We start from the raw sequence: 21,011 nt of genomic DNA on the forward strand, positions 1-21,011 counted from the left end.
ACACGGGCTTCTTCCCCTTCACCAAGCTCCATCGCCCCGCCCGCCTCCCCTTGACGACGGTTCCGCACGCGTCGCCACCCTCGTCCTACGCCCACTCCTCGACCCGCTCGACAACACCACGGCGAGGGCTGAGGATCCCCTGGACCAGCTCAGCCCCCAAGGGTCGGGTCTCCACTGCACCGACGGCCGACGGAACCGAAGGGCGTCACACACCCCCCCCCAAACGAAACGCTTGCGTTTCGATCCAGCACTCCCTAAGCTAGGTCAACCTCTTCATCGCGGCCTTCGTCGTCGTCGGCGGCCTGATGCTGCTCAAGCCCACAGCTCGCGACCGGAGCTCCAAGCTCGACATCCCCGGCACCGTACTGGTCACCACCGGCCTCTTCAGCATCGTCTACGGCTTCTCCAACGCCGAGTCCCACGACTGGAGTTCGCCGCTGTCCTGGGGCTTCCTCACCGCCGGTGCCGCACTGCTGACGGCCTTCACCCGGTGGCAGACCAAGGCCTCGCACCCGCTCCTGCCGCTGCGCGTACTCCTTGACCGCAACCGGGGCGCCTCCTTCGTCGCCATGCTGATCTCCAGTGCCGGAATGTTCGGCGTGTTCCTCTTCCTCACCTACTACATGCAGCTCAGCCTCGGCTTCTCCGCGGTCCGGACGGGCCTGGCCTTCCTCCCGATGGTCGGCGCCCTCATGGTGACCGCCACCACGTCCACCAGTTACCTGATCCCCCGCTTCGGCCCGAAGATCGTGGTCCCGCTCGGCATGCTCCTCGGAGCCGTCGGCTTGGTCTGGCTGACCACTCTCGGCATGGACAGCACGTACGCGGCCCACATCCTGCCGCCACTGCTGGTCACCGGCTTCGGCATCGGCCTGATCATGGCTCCGGGCATGAGTCTCGCCACCAGCGGAGTGGCCGCCGCGGACGCCGGAGTCGCCTCGGCCTCCGTCAACACCATGCAGCAGATCGGCGGTTCCATCGGCACGACCCTGCTCAACACCCTCGCCGCCGGCGCCGCCACCTCCTACCTGGTCGGCAAGGACCCCACCAGCAAGCTGAGCCAGGCCCAGGCCGCACTGGAGTCCTACTCCACCGCCTACTGGTGGTCGGCCGGCTTCTTCGCGGCCGGCGCACTGATCACCGCGCTGCTCTACCGGCGCGGCGTCCCCGCTGTCGACGCGGACGCCGCCCCCACAGTCCACATGTAAGCGGCATGTGGTGGCCCGCGCCCACCTGTGGGGACTGGGCGGGTACGGGCAACGGGCCCGGTGCTTCCGAGCACCGGGCCCGTGCACGTGGAGCCCCGCTACGCAAGGTCGCACTCGGAGAGCAGGATCCGGCTCGCTGGTCTTCCGGCCACGCGACGCGAGCAACCGGCGAGAGCACCACAACATCGCGTAAGCGGTGAACTACCACTCGGAGCAGGACGCCTCTCGGACGCCAACACAGTGATGGCAGAACTACCCAAGAGTCTTCGTTCCGCTTCTTGACGTGTCCCGCACCACATGGGAGTGTCCGGTAACCCGCGCGATTGAAACGATTCAAAACATGGAGATTCCGTGCTCCGTAAACGCTCGCTCTTGTTCGTGCTCCTCAGAGGCTCTGTTGTATCTGCCGTACTCGCAAGCATGGCGATCCTGCCGACGTCCCTGTCCCCCGCGTCGTCGATGTCGGACGCACCCTTCGCCGTGAAGGCCCTGACCACCAACGGCCGGGTGAACCCACTGGGCATAGGTGGTGAGGACCCGGCTTTCGGCTGGCAGTTGGCGTCGGGGCGGCGGGCGACATCGCAGAAGGCCTACGAGATCCAGGTCGGACACACGCCAGGGTCTGCCGACGTGTGGTCGTCCGGGAAGGTGAACTCCGACCGCCAGGTCGACATCCAATACCGCGGTCCCGACCTGAAATCGGCCACCCGTTACTTCTGGCGCGTTCGGGCCTGGGACGACAAGGGAGTCGCAAGTCCATGGAGTGCGGGCGCGTACTTCGAAACAGGTCTGCTGAATCCCGGCGACTGGGACGGTGCCGAGTGGATCGCTCGTCCTGCGGCTCCGAGTGAGCTGGACAAGTGGACCGACTACACCGCCACGGTCGAGTTCAAGATCGACAGCGCCGCATTCGGTATGTTCCTGCGTGCCTCCGACGCCGGCAACGGGTACATGTGGCAGTTCAACGTCACGGGCCCCACCCCGATGCTGAGACTGCACAAGCAGGTCCAGGGCACCTACAGTGTGCTTCAAGAGGTGGACCTCGCGTCCTTCGGCTTCACCAACGCGGATCTCCTCGCCGGCCGGCACACCGTCCGCTACGACACGGTGGGCACCACGATCAACACGACCCTCGACGGCAAGCTGGTCAACACCTTCACGGACTCCACGTTCACGAAGGGCTACGTCGGTTTCCGCACCCACGCGTGTTGCGGCGAACGGGGAACCGTCTACGACGCCGTCGTGACCGGGGCCGACGGCAGCACGCTGCTGGACACCGACTTCGCATCCCGTCGGAACCCGTTCACCGGCGGTGAGATCGTCGACTCCGCCCTGGTCGTCTCCGGCACCACGGACGCCCTCTACGAACCCGCGGCCCGGCCGCTGCCGTTGCTGCGCAGGGACTTCGCGACGAAGGCCGGCAAGGAGGTCGCCTCTGCGCGGGTCTACGCGTCGGCACTCGGCGTTTACCAGCTGGAGATCAACGGCAGGCCGGTCGGTGACCAGGTGCTTGCCCCGGGCTGGACGAATTACCACAAGCGCATCCAGTCCCAGACGTACGACGTGACGAAGCTGCTCAAGGCCGGCGACAACGCGATCGGCGCATCCCTGGCGGACGGCTGGTGGGCCGGCAAGGTAGGGCTCGGCTGGGCCCGTCAGTACGGGGACACCCCCGCTCTCGTGGCCAGGATGCGCATCACCTACACCGACGGGTCGGTCGACTGGGTCGCCACGGACGGTTCGTGGAAAGCGGCGGAGGGGCCCTACGTCAAGGCTGACCTGCAGGACGGCGAGACCTATGACGCCCGTCTGAAGCCCTCGGGCTGGAGTCGGCCGGGATTCGACGACGAGAAGTGGGAACCCGCCGCGAGCCTGGAGTCTCGTACCGCCCTCCTGGTCCCGCAGAGCGACGAGCCTGTGCGCCGGACCCAGGTGCTCGATGCCCGGAAGACGACCGAGCCCACCGCTGGGACCTACGTCTACGACCTCGGGCAGAACATGGTCGGCGTGTCGCGGCTGAAGCTGACCGGCTCCGCCGGGCAGACAGTCAAGATCCGCTACGCGGAGGTGCTCAACAAGAACGGCACCCTCTACACCGACAACTTCCGCAGTGCCAAGGTCACCGACCGCTACACCTTCGCCGAGACCGGAACGGTGACCTACGAGCCCACCTTCACCCAGCACGGGTTCCGCTACATCGAGATCACCGGGGTGAACGAGCCTCCTGCCCTCTCGGACGTCAAGGGCGTCGTGTGGGGTTCCGACCTCCCGTCCACCGGCACCCTGCGGACCTCGGACAGCGTGCTCAACCAACTGGTGAGCAACATCTCCTGGAGCCAGCGGGGCAACTTCCTCTCCATCCCCACCGACACCCCCGCCCGCGACGAACGCCTGGGATGGACCGGAGACATCAGCCTGTTCGCGCCGACCGCCAACTACCTCGTCGACACCCGCGCGTTCCTGTCGCACTGGATGGCTGACGTGCGCAACTCCCAGTACGCGGGCGGTGACCTCCCGGCGGTCGTACCGACCCCTCAGGGCCAGTTCGGCGACAGCGGTGTCGGGTGGTCCGACGTGATGATCACCGTGCCGTATTCCGTGTGGCGCTCCTACGACGACACCCGCATCCTGCGGGAGAACTACCCCGCCATGCAGAAGTTCTTCCAGTTCGTGCGCGACAGTGCCGGACCGGACCTTCTCGAGCCCGGCCGCACCACCTTCTTCACCAACGACTGGCTGAACCTGGACGACCCGACCGAGCAGGGCATCCTGGGCACGGCCTACTACGCCGAGAATGCCCGCATGATGGCGGAAATGGCCAAGGCCCTCGGCGACGACACGGCGGCGTCCGACTACAGCAAGCTCTCCACCGACATCCGCGACGCCTTCACCAAGGCCTACGTCGCAGCCGACGGCACCGTCAAGGGCAACTCGCAGACCGGATACGCGATGGCCCTCACCATGAACCTGGTCTCGGATCCGGCACTGGTCGAGAAGGTCGGCGAGAAGTTCGTGGCCAAACTGGCCCTCACCGACTACCACCTGCGGACCGGCTTCATCGGCACACCGCTGCTGCTGCCCGCTCTGAGCAAGATCGGCCGGGACGACCTGGCCTACAAGATGCTGCTGCACAAGGACTACCCGTCCTGGGGGTACGAGGTCGTCAACGGTGCCACCACCGTGTGGGAGCGCTGGAACTCGATCATGCCCGACGGCAGTTTCGGCCCGGTCGACATGAACTCCTTCAACCACTACGCCTACGGCGCCGTGGGCGACTGGATGTCCCAGAACATCGGCGGCCTCTCCGCGATCCAGCCCGGCTACAAGCGCTCCCGGATCGCTCCGGTGCCCGGCGGAAACCTGACGGAGGGTTCGGGCCGCCTCAAGACCGTGTACGGGCTCCTGTCGTCCAAGTGGAGCATCCACAACGGCGCCTTCGACCTGAAGGTGACGGTGCCGGTCAACACCGTCGCGGAGGTACACGTACCGGCGAAGACGCGTTGGGCGGTCACCGAGGGCGGCCGACCGGCCGACAAGGCCAAGGGCGTCCGGTTCCTCCGCGTGGAGGACGGGGCCACCGTGTTCGAGGTCGGCTCGGGGTCCTACAGCTTCGGCGTCGACACCGTCCTCGGCGGCCTCGGCGAGGCCAAGGAGGCAGCAGGAGAGCTGCGTGACCTGGTGTCGAACCTGGACGCTCCAGGAGCACCGACGGCCAGTGAGAAGGCCCGGCAGGTACAGACCTCCGTCAACGCCGCCTGGACCACCTACGTCACGGGTGCTGCGCAGAGCACCGACGAACACGTGAGCCGAGCCCGGGCACGCCTGGGCGAGATCGGTGTCTGGACCACTCAGCAGGTCCACAAGGGAACGCTGACGGCCTCCCAGGGAGCGACCGTGCAAGCGCTCATCGGCCGCATCGAAAAGGGCATGTGAAGGTGTCCGTCCCGCTCATGAACGCTGAACCATAAGCGCAGCCTGAACAGCGGCCGCTGCCGCTGACCTCGCTCTCCTGCCAGATCTGGTCCCGGCCGGCAGGAGAGCGAGGCCGCAGCTCCTCGATGCGGGCCGCCGTACGGCCGCACCGCGCGCCCGCGGCACAGAACCGAGTGCCGGGCGTCAGCCGGACGATGGCGGTGCGGCAGCGGCAGATCAGCTCGCGGCTGGGTCCGCGTACGCTCCGCCCGCCCTGCGCGAGGCGGCTGCCGACCTCCGCAGCCGCGCGTGCGGGATGTGCGCAGGCAGCCCACCCGGCAACGCCCCGTTCCTCGTTGCGGACAGGGACGACGGTCTCGACGGTGCTGCCGCTCGTGCCCGACAGGCCGGAAGGGCGGGCCGCGGGCTGGAGGCCGCGAGCGACACCCGGGTTGGGAATTCGCCGAAGTTCCGCTGGGCTCCCCTGAGCGTCGCCGCACAAGGGCGCCGGACTGGTACCGAGGTACCAGTCGCCCCCCGAAGAGTCTCCCGTGGTCCCAGCGTCGCGGCCCGATGCCCCCATAGCGTCGAACGCAGATGCCGCGGTGCAGCCGGGGCCGAGTTCAGGACGAGGAAGGCCCACCCATGATCGAGGCGCGTGAGCTGACGAAGCGGTACGGGGACAAGACGGTGGTCGACGCTTTGAGCTTCACCGTCAAACCCGGTGAGGTGACCGGCTTCCTGGGCCCCAACGGCGCGGGCAAGTCCACGACCATGCGCATGATCATTGGCCTGGACTCCCCCACCAGAGGCTCGGTCACCGTCAACGGCCTCCGCTACGCCCAGCACAGCGCGCCCTTGCACGAGATCGGCACCCTGCTGGAGGCCAAGTCCGTCCACCCCGGACGTACCGCGGTCAGTCACCTGATGGCGCTCGCGCACACCCACGGCATCTCGCGCCGCCGGGTGGACGAGGTCATCGAGCTGGCCGGGCTCGGCAGCGTGGCCGGCAAACGCGTGGGCGCCTTCTCGCTCGGCATGGGCCAGCGGCTCGGCATCGCCGCGGCCCTGCTCGGCGACCCGGCGGTCGTCATGCTCGACGAACCGGTCAACGGCCTCGACCCGGAGGGCGTGCTGTGGGTGCGCAATCTGCTGTCCGGGCTGGCCGACGAGGGCCGAGCCGTGATGCTGTCCTCGCACCTGATGAGCGAGACCGCGCTGATCGCCGACCATCTGGTGATCATCGGGCGGGGACGGCTGCTCGCGGACACCACGGTCGACGACTTCGTCCGGCAGGCCGGGGGCGGCGGCGTGAAGGTCGCCACCAGCGAGGCCGTGAGGCTGCGCTCGCTCCTGGCCGGCCCCGACGTCACCATCGTCTCGTCCGCGGCCGAGGAGTTGCTGGTCTCCGGGCGCGACGCCCGTGAGATCGGGGCGATCGCCGCTCAGCACGGGGTGCCGCTGCACGAACTCACCCCGCAGTCCGTCTCCTTGGAGGAGGCGTTCATGGAACTCACCAGTGACGCCGTGGAGTACCACAGCGCCCCCGTCGGCACCGTCCGAGAGGCTGCATGATGACCGTCACGACCCTTTCCACGGTGCCGGTCCACAAAGTGACCGGCCGCCGGGTGTTGCGCTCGGAGTGGGCCAAGTTCTGGTCGCTGCGCTCCAGTTGGATCACTCTGGGCGTCGCTCTGCTCCTGCTGATCGCCATCGGGGCGATCGCCTCCGCCACCTACAGCCCCGATGCCGTCGGGAACGACGGGCCGCCCGGCCCGGGCTCCGGCGGCGCGAGCGATGCGATCAGCGTGGCCCTGACCGGCTTGACGTTCGCGTCGCTGGCCATAGGGGTTCTCGGGGTGTTGATCTCGGCGGGCGAGTACAGCACCGGGATGATCCGCTCCACCCTGGCCGCGGTGCCGCGACGGCTGCCGGTCCTGTGGTCGAAGAGCGCCGTGTTCGGGGCCACCGCACTGGTCCTTTCCATGATCGGCGCGCTGGCGGCGTTCCAGCTGGGCAGCCTGGGCCTGGACGGCGAGAAGATCGCGCTGTCCCTGGGCGACGACGGGGTACTGCGCAGCCTGGCAGGCGCCGGTCTCTACCTCGGCCTGGTCGGTGTGTTCGGCGTGGCCCTGGGGGCACTGGTCCGCTCCACCGCGGGCGGCATCGCGATCCTTGTCGGCGTCCTGCTGATCCTGTCCGGCCTGACCAGCCTGCTGCCCAACTCGTGGGAGGACACGATCGCGCCCTATCTCCCCGGCAACGCGGGTTCGGCCATGTACGCACTGCACGAGTCCTCGGATGCCCTCGCGCCCGGGGCCGGGCTCGCGGTGTTCGCCGGCTGGGTGGCACTGACGCTCGCCGGAGCGGCGTACCGACTGGCCCGAACCGACGTCTGACCAGCGGACCGATGACAATGGGTGCCATGACCGCGCAACCGCCGGCAGCCGCCGCGGACAAGGCCCAGGGCACGACGCTCCCGCTGCCCCCTGGGCTCGACGCCGCCTGGGCGCATCCGCTTCTGGGCCGTCTGCTGCGCGGGCAGAGCCACCAGCAGCGGCTGGACCGGCGGCATCCGTGGCTGCTCGACACCGCGGTCGTGCTGGCCGTCGCCCTCGTCAGCCTGCCCGACGTGTTCTCCGGCGGGGGCAACGACGGTCCCTTCGGGGACACCGGCAACCGCGGCGATCTGCCGACCGCCGTCGTGCTCGGATTCGCCGTCGCGCTCATCTTGCCGCTGTGGTGGCGTCGGAGGGTTCCGGCCGTCACGTTCTTCATGATCGCGCCGGTGTCTCTCGCCCAGTGGTCACTGGGGATCTGGCAAGGGGCCGGCATCAGCCTGCTCGTCGCCCTGTACAGCCTTGCCCTGCGCGGTTCGCTGCGGGCGCTGGGCTGGGCCGCGGTACTGACCCTGGCCGAGCTGGTGACGGCCGTCTGTTTCCTGGTGCCCGTCGAGCATCCACTGCCCGGACTCTTCTTCCTGGTGGGGACGGCCACCGCGGCGGTCGCCGTCGGCCTTACGCTCCGTATCCGCCGAATGTATCTGGCCACGCTCGAGGACCGGGCCGCGCGACTGGAGATCGAGCGGGACCAGCGCGTCCAGCTCACCGCCGCCGCCGAGCGTTCCCGGGTCGCGCGCGAGATGCACGACATCGTCGGCCACAACCTCTCCGTCATGGTCGGTCTCGCCGACGGAGCCTCGACCCTCGCCGCCAGCAGGAACGAGCGATCCGCCGAAGCCCTGCGAATCATCGGCGACACCGGGCGCCAGGCCATGGGCGAACTGCGTCGCGTCCTGGGCGTTCTCCGTGCGGAGCAGCAGGACACCGTAGGGCTGCTCAGCCCGCAGCCGGGAATCCTCGATCTCGACGCACTGCTGGCCCGGGTCCGCGCGGCGGGACTGACGGTGACCTACCGGACGATGGGGGACCTCGACGGGCTGGGCAGCGGCGTACAGCTCACCGTGTACCGCATCATCCAGGAAGCGCTCACCAACACGATCAAGCACGCCGGTAGGGGTTCCGCCGCCGAGGTCTCCGTGACCGCCGACACCCGGGAAGTCCGCCTCCGGGTCGCCGACACAGGAGCACCGCCGGGGGCAGGGGTGCGTGCGGAGCCGAGCGGCGGGACCGGCGAACCCGGACACGGCCTCGTGGGCATCCGCCAGCGGGCCGCCATGTACGGCGGTGCCGTCACCATCGGCCCACGCGAAAGCGGTGCCGACACCGGCTGGATCGTGGACGTGGTCCTCGACGTGCCCGCCGCACCCACCCTGCCGGCATCAGGAGAACAACTGTCATGACCACCGTGCTGATCGCCGACGACCAGCCACTGCAACGCCTCGGCTTCCGCATGCTGCTGCAGGGCACCCCCGGCATGACTCCGGTCGGCGAGGCAGAGCACGGCGCCGAAGCCGTCCGCCTCGCCGCGGAACTGCGACCCGACGTCGTCCTGATGGACATCCGCATGCCCGGCATGGACGGCATAGAGGCGGCGCGCCGCATCGTCGCCGGCGGCGGCCGTACCCGCGTGCTCATCGTGACCACCTTCGACCTCGACGAGTACGCGTACGAAGGCCTGCGTGCCGGGGCCAGCGGATTCCTCCTCAAGGATGCCCGCCCCGAGGAAGTCATCGCCGGAATCCGGGCCGTCGCGAGTGGCGACGCGGTGGTCGCCCCCAGCCTGACCCGGCGCCTGCTCGACGCCCACGCCCACCAGGTGCTCTCCGCCGTCGAGGGCCCCCAGACCGACGACCCCAGGCTCCGGGCCCTCAGCGAACGCGAGTACGAAGTGCTGGTCGCCATCGGCAAAGGCTGGACCAACACCGAGATCGCCGAACGCCTCGTCCTGACCGAATCCACCGTGAAGAAGCACGTCGGCCGCGTACTCGCCAAGATCGGCGCCCGCGACCGGATCCAGGCCGTCATCCTCGCCTACGACGCCGGACTCGTACGCCCTCACGGTTAGCCGGCCGCGAACCGCCTGACCGGGCCGGGTTTCCTTGCCTCGCTCCAGGCGGGCGCGCATAGGCCGCGCCAGTTCGTCGCCGCTGGTGCGCTGGTCTGTGCCATGAGGCCAGTGTCGCGACGCTGCGACCAGGAGGGTTTCCGCGAGGGGGCCCTGTCATACCCCCCGCTATTTCCCCCTGGAAAAGCCCGGCCTCCCTGCAGTGCACGCGGGACGGCAGGGTGGACGGCGTCACCACGGACTCAGTCTGAACCAGCAAAGAGCCCAAAAAGGGGAAAGCGCAATGAAATACATCAAGCTACGTGACCTGGAGGTCTCCCGGATCGGCCTGGGTGCGATGGGGATGTCCCACGGGTACTCCGACTCCGGGACCGATGAGGCGGAGTCCGTCCGTACCCTGCACCGGGCCCTGGAGCTGGGCGTCACGCTGATCGACACCGCCGAGATCTACGGCCCCTACACCAACGAGGAACTGCTCGGCCGCGCTCTGAAGGGCCGCCGCGACCAGGTCGTGCTGGCGACGAAGTTCGGTCTGGTCTCACACGCCGGAGCAGGCCCGTGGAACCTCGACAGCAGCCCGGCCAACATCCGCAAGGCCGTTGAAGGTTCCCTGAAGCGGTTGGGTACCGACCACATCGACCTCTACTACCAACACCGGGTCGACCCGAACACGCCCATCGAGGATACGGCCGGTGTGGTGGGCGAGTTGGTCGCCGAGGGGAAGATCCGTGCGTTCGGCCTGTCCGAGGCGGGGCCGGACACCATCCGCCGCGCGCACGCCGTTCACCCGGTCACGGCTGTGCAGTCCGAGTACTCCCTGTGGACCCGCGGCCTGGAGGAGCGGGTGCTGCCGGTGCTGCGCGAGCTGAACATCGGCCTGGTGCCTTTCTCGCCGCTCGGGCACGGATTCCTCACCGGGGAGATCCGCTCCACCGACGACTTCAAGGAAGGCGACTTCCGCCACGGCAACCCGCGCTTCACCGGCGAGAACTTCCAGCGCAATCTGCGCCTCGCCGACGAGGTCCAGTCCGTCGCCACCGAAGCCGGGGCGACACCGGCACAGGTCGCCCTCGCCTGGCTGCTCGCGCAGGGCGACGACATCGCTCCCATCCCCGGCACCAAGCGCGTGCACCGGGTCGAGGAGAACACCGCCGCCGACGGCCTCTCGCTGACCACCGAACAGATGGACAAGCTCAGCAGCCTGCCTCCGGCCGCCGGTGAGACCCACACCGAAGCGGGGCTGCGGATGCTCGAACGCTGACCAGCTCCGCCCCCGCCCCCCATGTCTGAAACACCCTGTTCGGAAAGAGGAGAACCCTGTGCGTGCAGTGATGATGTACGGCGCCGGTGACGTCCGGATCGAGGACCGTCCCGACCCGAAGGTCCAGCAGACCACCGACGCCGTCGTCCGCACCGTCCTGTCGTGCGTGTGCGGCAGCGACCTGTGGCCCTACAAGTCCATGCCCGCCACCGACACCGGCCGTCCGATGGGACACGAGTTCCTCGGTGTGGTCGAGGAGACCGGCTCCGACGTGTCCGGCATCAAGCCCGGCGACCTGGTCGTCGCTCCGTTCACGTACTGCGACAACACCTGCGACTACTGCGCCCGCGGCCTGCAATTCTCGTGCCGGCAAGGTGGCCGGTACGGCTTCGACGGCGTGGACGGAGGCCAGGGAGAGGCCGTACGCGTGCCCCAGGCGGACGGCACCCTGGTCAAGCTGCCCGTCGGTGCCGACTCCGCGGTGCTGCCCTCGCTGCTGGCCCTCTCGGACGTGATGGGCACCGGCCACCACGGTGCCGTCACCGCTGGGGTCGCCAGTGGGGACTCCGTGCTGGTCATCGGGGACGGCGCGGTCGGCCTGTGCGCGGTGATCGCCGCCAAGCGGCTGGGCGCCGAACGAGTCGTCCTCATGGGCCGCCACAAGGCCCGTACTGACCTGGGCCGCGAGTTCGGCGCCACCGACGTCGTCGCCGAGCGCGGCGAGGAAGGCGTCTGCCGTGTCCGCGAACTGACCGGCGGCGACGGTGTCGAGAAGGTCATCGAGGCCGTCGGTACCCGTCAGACGCTGGACACCGCACTCGCAGCGGTCGTGGACGGCGGCACCATCAGCCGCCTGGGCGTCCCGCAGTACGAGGAAGGTCCCGTCGGCCCGTCCATGATCATGCGGAACATCACTCTCACCGGTGGCGCGAGCCCTGCTCGCGCCTACATCGAGGAGCTGATGCCGGACGTCGTGGACGGCACCATCGAACCGGGCCGCGTTTTCGACCAGAGCTTCTCCCTCGACCAGGTCCCGGACGCCTATCAGGCCATGGCCGACCGCCGCGCCCTCAAGCCGCTCATCACCTTCTGAGACCTCTCAGTGCCACAAGAAGAGTGACGTCCCGCGTGCGGAGCTGTTCCTCGCCACCGAGCTCTGAGTCCAGGGCCACGCACCCGCCGAGGCGAACACCCAGCGCGCCTTCGAGACCGCGCGCCATGTGCCACTCATGTGGGGCCTTTTCCTGCGGGGGTGCTGGGGTGCGGGCAGACGCCGGCCGGCCGGCTTGTCGAGCTACGCAAGGCGCGCGGGCGTCAGGAGGCTCCGGGGCGTTGCTCCGGGGGCTGCCAGCCGCCGGTGACTTCCTTGACCGGCTTGTGCGGGAAGCGGCGCTGGGCGTACTCCTGCGCATGTGAGCCCGGCAGGACGTACAGGGTTTCCTTCTTGTCTCGTAGCGGTCGCAGAACGGTGTCCATGAACCTCTTGCGGTCATCCAGGTACGGCCCCAGGACATCCTCGCCGGCAGGGCAGACGGCGAGGCAGTAGCCGGACTTGTAACCGGGGGGAGAGGCCAGGCTCTGCCACATGGAGGCGCTCTCGGAATCAGTGACCCGGGAGCGGTAGTCGGCGGCGTCCTCACTGTCAGCCACGGTCTGGGCCCAGTCGGTGAACCCGCTCATGAACTCACGGTAGTTGTGCGTGGTACAGGCCAGCGCGTCGAACGCCCCGTCCTTGCTGATGGCGCCGACCGGGCAGGCGGCGACGCACAACTTGCAGTCGATACAGGGGTTGTAGTCCAACGCCTGCCCGTACTCGCTCACTTCCGCGTCCACCAGGACGGTGGCCAGCAACACGAAGCTGCCGAACTTCGGGTGGATGACGTTGCGGTGCAGGCCCATCACGCCGAGCCCCGCGGCCACCGCGACTGTCTTGTGCGCCACCACCCAGATCCGCTCACTGGGGAAGCGGTCCATCTCCTGGGGGAAGCCGACCGACGGGTTGAGCGCGCGGTAGCCGGCGTCCTGCAGGGCCTGGGTGACGCTGCGGGCGGCGTGGTTGGCCTGCTCGTCGGTCTGGTGGAATTCCTGGTTGGCCACGCTGCGCGCCGGTGAGCGGCAGTTGTCGCGGTTCATCCGGAACGCCATCGCGATCAGGGCGCGGGTGCCGGGCAGTGCGGACCGTGCGTGTTCGCGCTCGCCGGCCAGGTCGGGGTGGTCCAGACTGACCGCGGCCACGTCGTCCGCGCCTGCCGCCAGACACAGCTCCCGCAGCCAGGCCGCGTCGATCACCGCCGACGGGCTCACTGTGTCACCGGCCCTGCGCCGGGCGAGCACCGCCCGCACCGACGGATGGGCAGCCAACTTCGCCGGAAGCCTGGGGTCCGCCGACTCCACCTCGGCACCGCGCGCGGTAGTCATCCAACACTCCTAGAAGTCTCGTTCCGGGACTCGCCTCCACGACGAGAAACCGATCAGTTTCACCACCGTAAACCGATCAGTTTTTTCGCGCAAGGTCAAGTGGGGACGAGCCGGGGCGAGTTTGACGCCTGCCGCGACCGGCCAGGCGCTTCAGCGTGGCGCGCATACCCTCCGCCATGGCCCGGGCCTCGCGCAGGCGTCGTGACGGCTGTCGTGACGTTCACCTGCCGGGCGCGGCGCGTCTCGGGCAGGCGGGAACGGTGAATCCGCCCTCGCGCACACTCCCCGGCAAGCAACCACGGGTGGCGTGGAAGCCGGATTCCGACCGCCCGCACCTGCCATACAGCCGGATGCCCGGACACCCGGACCCCGCACTGATTCCCATATGAAGCGAATATCCGACGATCGGAAATACCTGCGGGGGCATCGCGAAGTCCTGCGGCGCGCGGATCCACCGGACCTCGCTGACGACGCGGGGGATGCTCGCTGGCGAACCAGCCCACCCGGGGCCTCCCGCCCGGGCGCGAAGCCGCCCGTCCCCCTTTCGCCCCGCCCCCGTCTCCCCCGTTCCCCGTCCCGCCCCCCGCCGCCGCCGCCGCCGCGATCGACGACCCGGCGCTGCCGAAGGTACTGGCACAGCCGGCGGCGGCGCGAGCGGATGAGATGGACACCGACACGGTCATCAACCGGGAGCTGCGGATAGCCCGCAAGGCGATCGGACGTGGTGGCAGCGCCAAGGCTGGATCCAAGGCGGTCCGACGACCGGCAGCGAGCGGAGGCCGACGTGATTCTCTCGGCGCGTCCCAGGGCGACGGGCCACTGTCGCTCGCATGGTCGAACACGATGCCCTCGGTACCACCCGCGAGGCCTACGACGCCGTTGCCCCCACCTATGCGCAGCTGTTCCGTGACGCGCTGCGCGACAGGCCGCTGGACCGCGCGATTTTAAGTGTCTTCGCCGAAGTGGTGAGTGCGAGTGGGGATGGCCAGGTCGCTGACCTGGGGTGTGGTCCTGGCGATGTCACCGCTTATCTTGGCGAGTTGGGGCTGACTCCATTTGGCGTTGATGTCTCTCCTGCGATGATCAAGTTGGCTCGAGAGGCCTATCCGGACCTGCGGTTCGACGTGGGCTCGATGGCCGCGTTGGACATCGCTGACGGCGCGCTGGGCGGCATACTCTCACGTTGGTCCATCATCCACACTCCGCCGCAGGAACTCCCTGTCATCTTGGCGGAGTTCCACCGTGTGCTGGCTCCTGGCGGCCACCTTCTGGTCGGCTTTTGGGCCGGCGACGATCCGTCTCACCCGACGCAGGTCTTCGATCACGCAGTCACGCCTGCCTATCGCTGGTTGCCCGATCATCTCGCCGCGATGCTGCGCGAGTCCGGGTTGGCCGAGGTGGCCCGGATGGTTCGCGCGCCTCAGCCCACCGACCGACGGCAGTTCCGGGAGATTCAACTGCTAGCCCGCAAAGGCTAGTTGGTGCCGGTACGGAAGCAGCGGGTCGCCACAAGTCATTGTTGAGGGCAACGGACACGATGTCGCTGCTGAGGCCAAGAGGCTCATGACGCCGGCAACGGCGACGAAGGCTCCAGCCAGGATCTTGGCAACGTCGTCCAGGCGCTTTCCGATCCTGGCCCGGATCTCAGTGGCGTCAGGGCAGGGTCTTGTTCGCCGCCTCTCTTCGGGACCCCGCTCATCGCACTCCTCCTGACCGAAGGTCCTGGGCGGTCAGCCGGTCCTCCGGGCTGACGTCCGGTCCCAGTCGAAGACGCCAGGTTCGCGCGAGAAACTCGGCTACCCGGGGATAGGTCGAACAGAGGAACGATCAGGCACGCGCATTTCAACGGGCTGAGAGAACGGCCGACGGCCGCGTCAGCAGGTAGCACTTCCCTTCCTGCCAACGCGTCATCGGCCTCTTCGACGGCACCCGCGGCATTGCCACCCGTTACCAGGAGACCGCGACCATCTGCCTGGCCGGACTCCACGTCGCGGGCATCTTTCTCTGGTCCTCTCGGTGATCCGGACGAAACCCTCAGTAGCTGTCGTAGGTGGGCTTACCGTTCGGCCGGTAGATCCCGACGACGGTGCCGCCCTTCGTCGTCGAGACGCTGACCGGCTCCAGCGCAGTGGGGATCGCTCCTTCGGCGAAGAGCCGCTTGCCGGTGCCGATGATCACCGGATGGATGGTCAGCCGGTACTCGTCGACGAGGCCGTGCCGCATGAGGGTCTGGGCGAGGTCGCCGCTGCCGACGACGTTGATCTTGCCGCCGTCGGACGCCTTCAGCTCGCGTACGGCATCGACGATGTCGCCCTCCAGCAGCGTTGAGTTCTGCCAGTCGACGGACGTCAGGGTCCGAGACGCCACGTACTTGTGCATGCTGTTCATCCGATGGGTGAACGGGTTGTCGGGATCGGCGGTCGGCCAGTACGACGCGAAGATCTCGTACGTCTTGCGGCCGAGCAGCATGGCGTCGGAGTGCTCGTACCAGCCGGCGATGGCCGTGCCGACCTCGTCGTCGGCCACCGGCTTCTGCCAGCCGCCGTGCTCGAAGCCGCTCTCAGCGTCCTCGTCCGGACCGCCTGGCGCCTGCATGACGCCGTCCAGCGTCAGGAACGTGCAAACAATGATCTCGCGCATGGTGCGCTCCTTTCATCGACGGGTAGACCGCACATCCACCTAAAACTCATCGGCGGAACTGCACGGCGCAGCACGAGGGCCGCCGTCTGGACCACGACGACGTCGCGGAAGCCGGCGGCACGCCGGCATGGTCAGCCGATGGGAATCTGTCGCGTTCGTGCGCCCGCTCATCCTCGACGAGGAGGAGTTCGGCCGACCATGGCCGATTGTTTCCTCAGCCGAGCGCGGTCAAGAGACCACGTGGCCAGGCCCGCCACTACGGCCGCCCCGCTCCCGTATACCGGCAGCCACTGGGTCGTCGTGGCTGCCAGGCAGTCGGCGACGGCGGCGTGGCTTTGAGCGTCCCGCGCGTAGGCCAAGGCGGCACTGTCACGGCCAACCAGGTTCGCCAGCGCGGCCTGCGCGCGGATGGCCTCGTACTTGCCCAGCTCAGGACACCCGCCACGGGTGCCTGACATCGGAAACAACCACGACCAGCGCTGCATCGCGGGAGCCAGTGCGATCGCCACGCACAGTCCCACGACCAGCGAATACGTCGCCAGATTCCACATGTACGCAGACCGCAGGCCGGGCATCCACGTCGGCAGCCGGTCCATCAGGACGGGGATCGACCACGGCCTCTCTCCTTGTTCGCGGGCCATCAGCATCCGGGCGCCTCGCACCAGGCCACTGACGCCATGCCGGGCCAGCCCGGAAGACCCCTCCGGTTGGCGGGCGCTCCGGGCCGGGCACTGCCCCAGCTCGGCCTCGCCCCAGTTGCTTCAAGCCACACCCAGGGGCTGTCCGCGCTGGAGCAACCGTCCAGCCGGCGGTTCAGCCCTCCGTCGGTACAGTCCTCTCCGTGGACGGGACAGGGCGCGGCAGGCGCGGCACGGGCCAGGCCTGATCCCACCGCCAGCCGGCCCATGCGTCGGCGTCCGCGAAGGGGCCGGAGCGCTCCTCGATCATCGCCAGGACCTGGGCGCGGGCCGCGTCCACGGACTGGTGCTCGATGTCGGTGACGATGCCCAGCCGCCGCACGTGGGCGTACTCGTCTTCGTCCTTCCACGTGAGGGTGGTCAGGTCGGGGTCGACGACCAGGTCCACTGTCAGGTCGAAGGTGTCGAACCCGTTGACGGTTCGGACCATGGGGTGCTCGAAGTTCACGTACCAGTTCCGCAGTCCTGCGGTCGTGTAAAAGGCGTTGATGCTGAACCATCGGGCAGGTGGCTTCCACAGCAGCAACTCGGTGTCCTGCCACACCCCGGGCGTGAGCTCCCTCCCCCGTGGCCATCGCGTTGAACGCCTCGATGCGCGCCGAACGGTCACCGTCGGCGCGGGCCTTGGCGTACAGGGCAGGCCAACGGGTCTGCGCCCCGGGCGCGCAGGCGACCAACAGCGCCTCACTCGTGTCGGCGACGACCCGCAGCGCCTGCTCGCTGCACACCCGTCCGCACCGGTGCACGTCGCGCCGTACGACCGTCTGCCCCACCTGGAAACTGCGCACCGGCTTCTCCTCCGTCCCTGCCGGGACACCCGGCACGGACAGCAGTTCAGCGCCCGCCCGGGCGCTCGGGCAAGCCGCGCCGCCGCCGTACCGCATCCAGGGAGCACGCCAAGAGGCATCCGGGGGATGGTGCGATTCCGCCCTCCCACGCCCTGTCGCGACCTGTCATGCCGTCGGCTGGTACGGCTGGTGGGAGTGCTCTCTGCCGAGCAGCTCCGCTGCTTGGTGCTGTGTATGTTCGGCAGCCATCTGTGCCTCGGCCACGACGTCGCCTCGTTCACGCACCAAGTCCTCATAGATCGGTACGTGATCGCTTCCGCTGGGAGCAGGTGCCACAGCTCTGTTCCTTCCGATGTCGTGCTTATTTTGGCTTGAGCGAGTATTCAGTAATTCCGTCAGGCCCGGTTGAGCCGTGCAGCAATCCCGTGGCCAACCAGCAAATATATAACGGCAGGCAGACCATAATTGAGGACAACTCGTAGACCCTCTGTGTCCATGGTGAAAATGTCCTGTGCCCATCCGGACAGCCAGTTGGCCGTGCCGCGCACGAACTCAACAAATGCGTTGGACTGGTTGGCGTCGAGCAGGTAGAGCACGATCCACAGCCCCAGCAAAGCTGCCGCTATGTCAGCGATCGTGCAGATCACAAGGGCTGTCCGCCGTGTGGCCGCCTGGTTGCGCGCGGAGCGGTCGGGCCCCGAGGACTGGTCATACGTCTGGTATCCGGGAACCGGGTCAGTGCTGTTCACGATAAATCCGATCTGGCATGTGCTTTGTTGGCAGGTCGCCCCGGAACTGAGGTTCAGCCTCGGACACCGACCCGTTTCTGCCTACTTCTGCGTCTTACAAGGGACACCGTGTTACACCTCCGCCTACGAACACCTAAATATGGCGGACTATCCCGGCACTTACCGAAATATTCACTGGAAGGTATATTTCGTGGACGGCGTGGAAGACGTTGTCCCGCAGGGACCATGGCCGGCCGGCGCAGGGCAAGCCGACGGTGCCGTGCTGAATCCGGCGTCTGAAGCGGGGTCGTACCGGTGGAGTGGCGCGAGTACGCCGAGCGGATGGCCCTGATGGCGCGCGATCTGCCGGCCGGCCCAGGACAAGGACAAGGAACTGAACCGGCCTGATCGTCAGCTCTGTCGTCTTCTTGTCGCGATCACGCTTGCCGCCGCGGGCGGGAGAGCGGGCATTGAGGCTCCCACGGAACGGTCGGGCCTGGACCACAGGGCCGGGCAGGCGACCGGGGGGACACCTGCCCGTCCCGTGGGCAAGACCCGCTTACGGGGGGAAAGCGGGTCTTGCGATGAGGGCCGTGGTCACGGGCCCTACTGGTCATAGCGCAACGGGCACCGCAGGTGTCACACCCGCGGTGCTGCTTGCGTCGCCCATCCGGGAGCGCGACCGCGGCTCCGGGTTACGGGCTCCCAAAGGGGGTTCACCCAGGACGTTCAGCCCGGAGCAGTCGCACAAGCCGCCCGTCGGGCCTCGCCGGCGGATGCGCCCCACTCCGGATCGGGTCCTTGCACACCATCGCGACGCCGCGGGATGGTCGGCGCCGGAAGGCTGCTCACAGTGTGCGCGGGCGGCTCCCGGGTATACGCACGACCGAAAGCCGCTCAGAGCGGCGACCACAACGAAAGAACCCACATGGTCATCCCGCTTATGAAGCAGGCGGCAGATGAGCAGGGCGTTGACGAGCACACCACGCTGCGCTGCAGCGCGGTGTGGGCCGATGGCGCTGCCCGCGCCGTCGACGCGCGCCAGGCCCTGCGCGCCTTCCTCGCCCACGCCCCACATACCGGCCGCGACCCCGTCCCCGCTCCTGTGGCCCTGGACGCCGAGCTCACCGTCAGCGAACTGATCACCAACGCCATCCGGCACGCCCCCGGCCCCTGCGGGCTGAGCGTGCACCTGTCCAGTGATGAACTGACGATCACCGTGTGGGACAACTCCACCGAGAAACCGACGATGAGGCAGGGGAACCGGCACCGGGTCGGCGGCCACGGACTCCACATCGTGCACACGGTCAGCGACAGAGTCGTCGCTACACCGCACGCCCGAGGAAAAAAGATCACTGCCCATCTACGCCTGGCAGCTGACGAGACCGCTCCTGGGAGCAGGAGCGTTCTGCCCGCTTCCCTCTCCGGCGGAGCCCGGCAGAGTCCTTGAGGAGCGCTCCGTGGGCGGGCCGCGGAGCGCTCCGAGCGGGCCGGTCAGAACTGGCAGGTGTCCATCCAGCGCGTGACCTGGGAGGTGTTGTTCTTGTCGGCATCACGTGCGGGACCGCACAGGAACTGGCTGAAGCGGGTGTCGGCACGCAGCCAGAGGCTGAAGAACGACACGATCCACTTGCCCTGCTTGGCCTTGTCGCCGTAGCCCGTCATCGGACACAGGTGGTCGCCGGGAACCTCGATGTAGAGCTTCTCCGCCTGGGACATGGAGTTGTACCAGGGCACCGCGTAGTTGTCGCCGTTGGCGACGGGGTCGCTTTCACAGGTCAGGAAGAAGGTGGGCTCGGTGACTCCGGAGAAGTTCGGGTTCGTGTGGTATGGGGCTGTGGGTACGCCCGCCCGGAAGCGCGAGTCGTCCCGGAGGGCCGCCATGACGCCACCGCCGCCCATCGAGTGACCGGCCGCACCCAGCGTGCCGTTGACCTTCCCCGATATCGGGTTGCCCGTGGCGTTGCCGAGTGCGAGTAGCTGGGTGCCGGCGGCGGTGATCTGGCGGCCTCGCGATTCTGGATCGTCGGTGAGTGTGTTGGTTCCGACGTTGATGACGACGAAGCCCCAGGAGGCGAGGCGGGGTGCGAGCCACTGCAGATTCTGCTGTGTGCCCTGATAGCCCGGCATCAGGACGACGCTCGGGTACGAGCCACTGGCCGTCGGGTATGTGACGGTGCCGGAGCCGTACCCGCTCGGGCTGGGAACGGTGTAGGTGGCGGTGGTCAGCGGCCCGTTGGCGGCCTCGAGAGAAGCGGTCGTCGGGTCCGGGATCCCGTTGCCCGGAGGGGTGCCGCCACCGGAGCCGTACACCTGGAGCTCCCACAGCGAGTAGCCGTAGGCGGTGCCGCGCTGCGTGCCGTAGACGCGGACGTACCGGCCGGTGCCGTTGACGTCGAGGGTCTGCACGCCGCCGGTGCCTGTCGTGGTCGAGTAGACGGTGGTCCAGGCGGTGCCGTTGTCGGAGGTCTGGATCTGGAACGCGCGGCCGTACGCGGCCTCCCAACGGAGCACCACTTGGCTGATGCTGGCGGTGGTGCCCAGATCCACACTCAGCCACTGCGGATCACTGAACGTGCTTGACCAGCGCGTACGGGGGTTGCCGTCCACCGCCGCCGACGCGGGGGTGGATGTGTTCTCGGTGGACGAGGAGGTCGCGGGCTTGCCCTGGGACAGCAAGTCGGCGGCGGCCGCCGGCGGCGCGACGGCCGTCAGCAAGGTCAGCGCCAAGCCGATGGTGGTTGCCAGTGCGATGAGGGCCGTCAGGGCACGGGGCCGGGTCCGTAACGGCCCGGTCGTGTCGGTCGAGGGACTGGATGGACGCATTGATCTACCTCCGGATGCGGTGAGAGCGCGGTAACCGGATAGCGAGGTGCGCCCGCACTGTAAGC

The 21,011-nt window shown here is 68.4% G+C and carries 15 protein-coding genes and 1 pseudogene; 10 read left to right on the top strand and 6 right to left on the bottom strand.

From position 1 onward, the window contains the following. Positions 1–263: 263 nt before the first annotated feature. From OHA64_RS03145 to OHA64_RS03180, 8 genes and pseudogenes are all read left to right on the top strand, one after another. Positions 264–1,208: pseudogene (locus tag OHA64_RS03145) on the top strand (MFS transporter); the annotation flags it as partial. A gap of 420 nt (positions 1,209–1,628) precedes the next feature. Next, positions 1,629–5,141, top strand: coding sequence for a family 78 glycoside hydrolase catalytic domain (locus OHA64_RS03150; RefSeq protein ID WP_405607420.1), 3,513 nt, complete (start codon positions 1,629–1,631; stop codon positions 5,139–5,141). Between the two features lie 624 nt (positions 5,142–5,765). Further along, on the top strand, positions 5,766–6,695 hold the full coding sequence (locus tag OHA64_RS03155; RefSeq protein WP_405607423.1) for an ABC transporter ATP-binding protein: 930 nt from the start codon (positions 5,766–5,768) through the stop codon (positions 6,693–6,695). Beyond that, on the top strand, positions 6,695–7,519 hold the full coding sequence (locus tag OHA64_RS03160) for an ABC transporter permease (protein WP_405623839.1): 825 nt from the start codon (positions 6,695–6,697) through the stop codon (positions 7,517–7,519). Before OHA64_RS03155 ends, OHA64_RS03160 begins: the two co-directional genes overlap by 1 nt. Positions 7,520–7,545: 26 nt before the next feature. Next, entirely contained in the window at positions 7,546–8,922 is a 1,377-nt protein-coding gene (locus tag OHA64_RS03165) for a sensor histidine kinase (RefSeq protein WP_405607426.1), read from the top strand. Beyond that, positions 8,919–9,587, top strand: a complete 669-nt coding sequence (locus tag OHA64_RS03170; protein ID WP_405607429.1) for a response regulator — start codon at positions 8,919–8,921, stop codon at positions 9,585–9,587. The genes OHA64_RS03165 and OHA64_RS03170 overlap by 4 nt, the downstream gene beginning before the upstream one ends. A gap of 283 nt (positions 9,588–9,870) precedes the next feature. Then, positions 9,871–10,848 carry an aldo/keto reductase gene (locus OHA64_RS03175; protein WP_405607432.1) on the top strand — a complete coding sequence of 326 codons (978 nt, stop codon included), beginning with the start codon at positions 9,871–9,873 and terminating at the stop codon, positions 10,846–10,848. Positions 10,849–10,921: 73 nt separating this feature from the next. Next, entirely contained in the window at positions 10,922–11,941 is a 1,020-nt protein-coding gene (locus tag OHA64_RS03180) for a zinc-binding dehydrogenase (RefSeq protein WP_405623840.1), read from the top strand. A 221-nt stretch (positions 11,942–12,162) separates the two neighbouring features. Here the strand turns inward: OHA64_RS03180 and OHA64_RS03185 are convergent, their stop codons facing one another. Beyond that, positions 12,163–13,266 carry a 4Fe-4S binding protein gene (locus tag OHA64_RS03185; RefSeq protein WP_405607435.1) on the bottom strand — a complete coding sequence of 368 codons (1,104 nt, stop codon included), beginning with the start codon at positions 13,264–13,266 and terminating at the stop codon, positions 12,163–12,165. A gap of 830 nt (positions 13,267–14,096) precedes the next feature. Here OHA64_RS03185 and OHA64_RS03190 point away from each other — a divergent pair. Next, a complete protein-coding gene (locus OHA64_RS03190) occupies positions 14,097–14,744 on the top strand; it encodes a class I SAM-dependent methyltransferase (protein WP_405607438.1) in 648 nt (215 codons plus the stop codon). A gap of 556 nt (positions 14,745–15,300) precedes the next feature. Here the strand turns inward: OHA64_RS03190 and OHA64_RS03195 are convergent. The 4 genes from OHA64_RS03195 to OHA64_RS03210 form a co-directional block, all read right to left on the bottom strand. Continuing rightward, a complete protein-coding gene (locus OHA64_RS03195; RefSeq protein WP_405607441.1) occupies positions 15,301–15,906 on the bottom strand; it encodes a dihydrofolate reductase family protein in 606 nt (201 codons plus the stop codon). A 167-nt stretch (positions 15,907–16,073) separates the two neighbouring features. Continuing rightward, positions 16,074–16,553, bottom strand: a complete 480-nt coding sequence (locus OHA64_RS03200) for a hypothetical protein (RefSeq protein ID WP_405607444.1) — start codon at positions 16,551–16,553, stop codon at positions 16,074–16,076. Between the two features lie 166 nt (positions 16,554–16,719). After that, complete coding sequence (locus tag OHA64_RS03205; RefSeq protein WP_405607447.1) at positions 16,720–17,148, bottom strand: DUF402 domain-containing protein; 429 nt, start codon at positions 17,146–17,148, stop codon at positions 16,720–16,722. A 639-nt stretch (positions 17,149–17,787) separates the two neighbouring features. Continuing rightward, positions 17,788–18,141, bottom strand: coding sequence for a hypothetical protein (locus tag OHA64_RS03210; RefSeq protein ID WP_405607450.1), 354 nt, complete (start codon positions 18,139–18,141; stop codon positions 17,788–17,790). 907 nt (positions 18,142–19,048) lie between these two features. Between OHA64_RS03210 and OHA64_RS03215 the strand changes: the two genes are divergently transcribed. Further along, a complete protein-coding gene (locus OHA64_RS03215) occupies positions 19,049–19,570 on the top strand; it encodes an ATP-binding protein (protein WP_405607453.1) in 522 nt (173 codons plus the stop codon). Positions 19,571–19,614: 44 nt separating this feature from the next. On the opposite strand, the gene OHA64_RS03220 is transcribed toward OHA64_RS03215, so the two are convergent. Next, positions 19,615–20,946, bottom strand: coding sequence for a discoidin domain-containing protein (locus OHA64_RS03220; protein WP_405607456.1), 1,332 nt, complete (start codon positions 20,944–20,946; stop codon positions 19,615–19,617). Between the last annotated feature and the right edge of the window lie 65 nt (positions 20,947–21,011).

This window comes from Streptomyces sp. NBC_00076, assembly GCF_045041235.1.
In the GTDB taxonomy this organism is placed as follows: Bacteria; Actinomycetota; Actinomycetes; order Streptomycetales; family Streptomycetaceae; genus Streptomyces.

Excerpts from the sequence above, each read along its gene's own strand:
- OHA64_RS03160 (WP_405623839.1), top strand. The coding sequence starts at position 6,695 with ATGACCGTCACGACCCTTTCCACGGTGCCGGTCCACAAAGTGACCGGC.
- OHA64_RS03175 (WP_405607432.1), top strand. The coding sequence starts at position 9,871 with ATGAAATACATCAAGCTACGTGACCTGGAGGTCTCCCGGATCGGCCTG.
- OHA64_RS03195 (WP_405607441.1), bottom strand. The coding sequence starts at position 15,906 with ATGCGCGAGATCATTGTTTGCACGTTCCTGACGCTGGACGGCGTCATG.
- OHA64_RS03150 (WP_405607420.1), top strand. The coding sequence starts at position 1,629 with ATGGCGATCCTGCCGACGTCCCTGTCCCCCGCGTCGTCGATGTCGGAC.
- OHA64_RS03155 (WP_405607423.1), top strand. The coding sequence starts at position 5,766 with ATGATCGAGGCGCGTGAGCTGACGAAGCGGTACGGGGACAAGACGGTG.
- OHA64_RS03220 (WP_405607456.1), bottom strand. The coding sequence starts at position 20,946 with ATGCGTCCATCCAGTCCCTCGACCGACACGACCGGGCCGTTACGGACC.
- OHA64_RS03215 (WP_405607453.1), top strand. The coding sequence starts at position 19,049 with ATGGTCATCCCGCTTATGAAGCAGGCGGCAGATGAGCAGGGCGTTGAC.
- OHA64_RS03165 (WP_405607426.1), top strand. The coding sequence starts at position 7,546 with ATGACCGCGCAACCGCCGGCAGCCGCCGCGGACAAGGCCCAGGGCACG.
- OHA64_RS03200 (WP_405607444.1), bottom strand. The coding sequence starts at position 16,553 with ATGCTGATGGCCCGCGAACAAGGAGAGAGGCCGTGGTCGATCCCCGTC.
- OHA64_RS03190 (WP_405607438.1), top strand. The coding sequence starts at position 14,097 with ATGGTCGAACACGATGCCCTCGGTACCACCCGCGAGGCCTACGACGCC.
- OHA64_RS03180 (WP_405623840.1), top strand. The coding sequence starts at position 10,922 with ATGTACGGCGCCGGTGACGTCCGGATCGAGGACCGTCCCGACCCGAAG.
- OHA64_RS03170 (WP_405607429.1), top strand. The coding sequence starts at position 8,919 with ATGACCACCGTGCTGATCGCCGACGACCAGCCACTGCAACGCCTCGGC.
- OHA64_RS03185 (WP_405607435.1), bottom strand. The coding sequence starts at position 13,266 with ATGACTACCGCGCGCGGTGCCGAGGTGGAGTCGGCGGACCCCAGGCTT.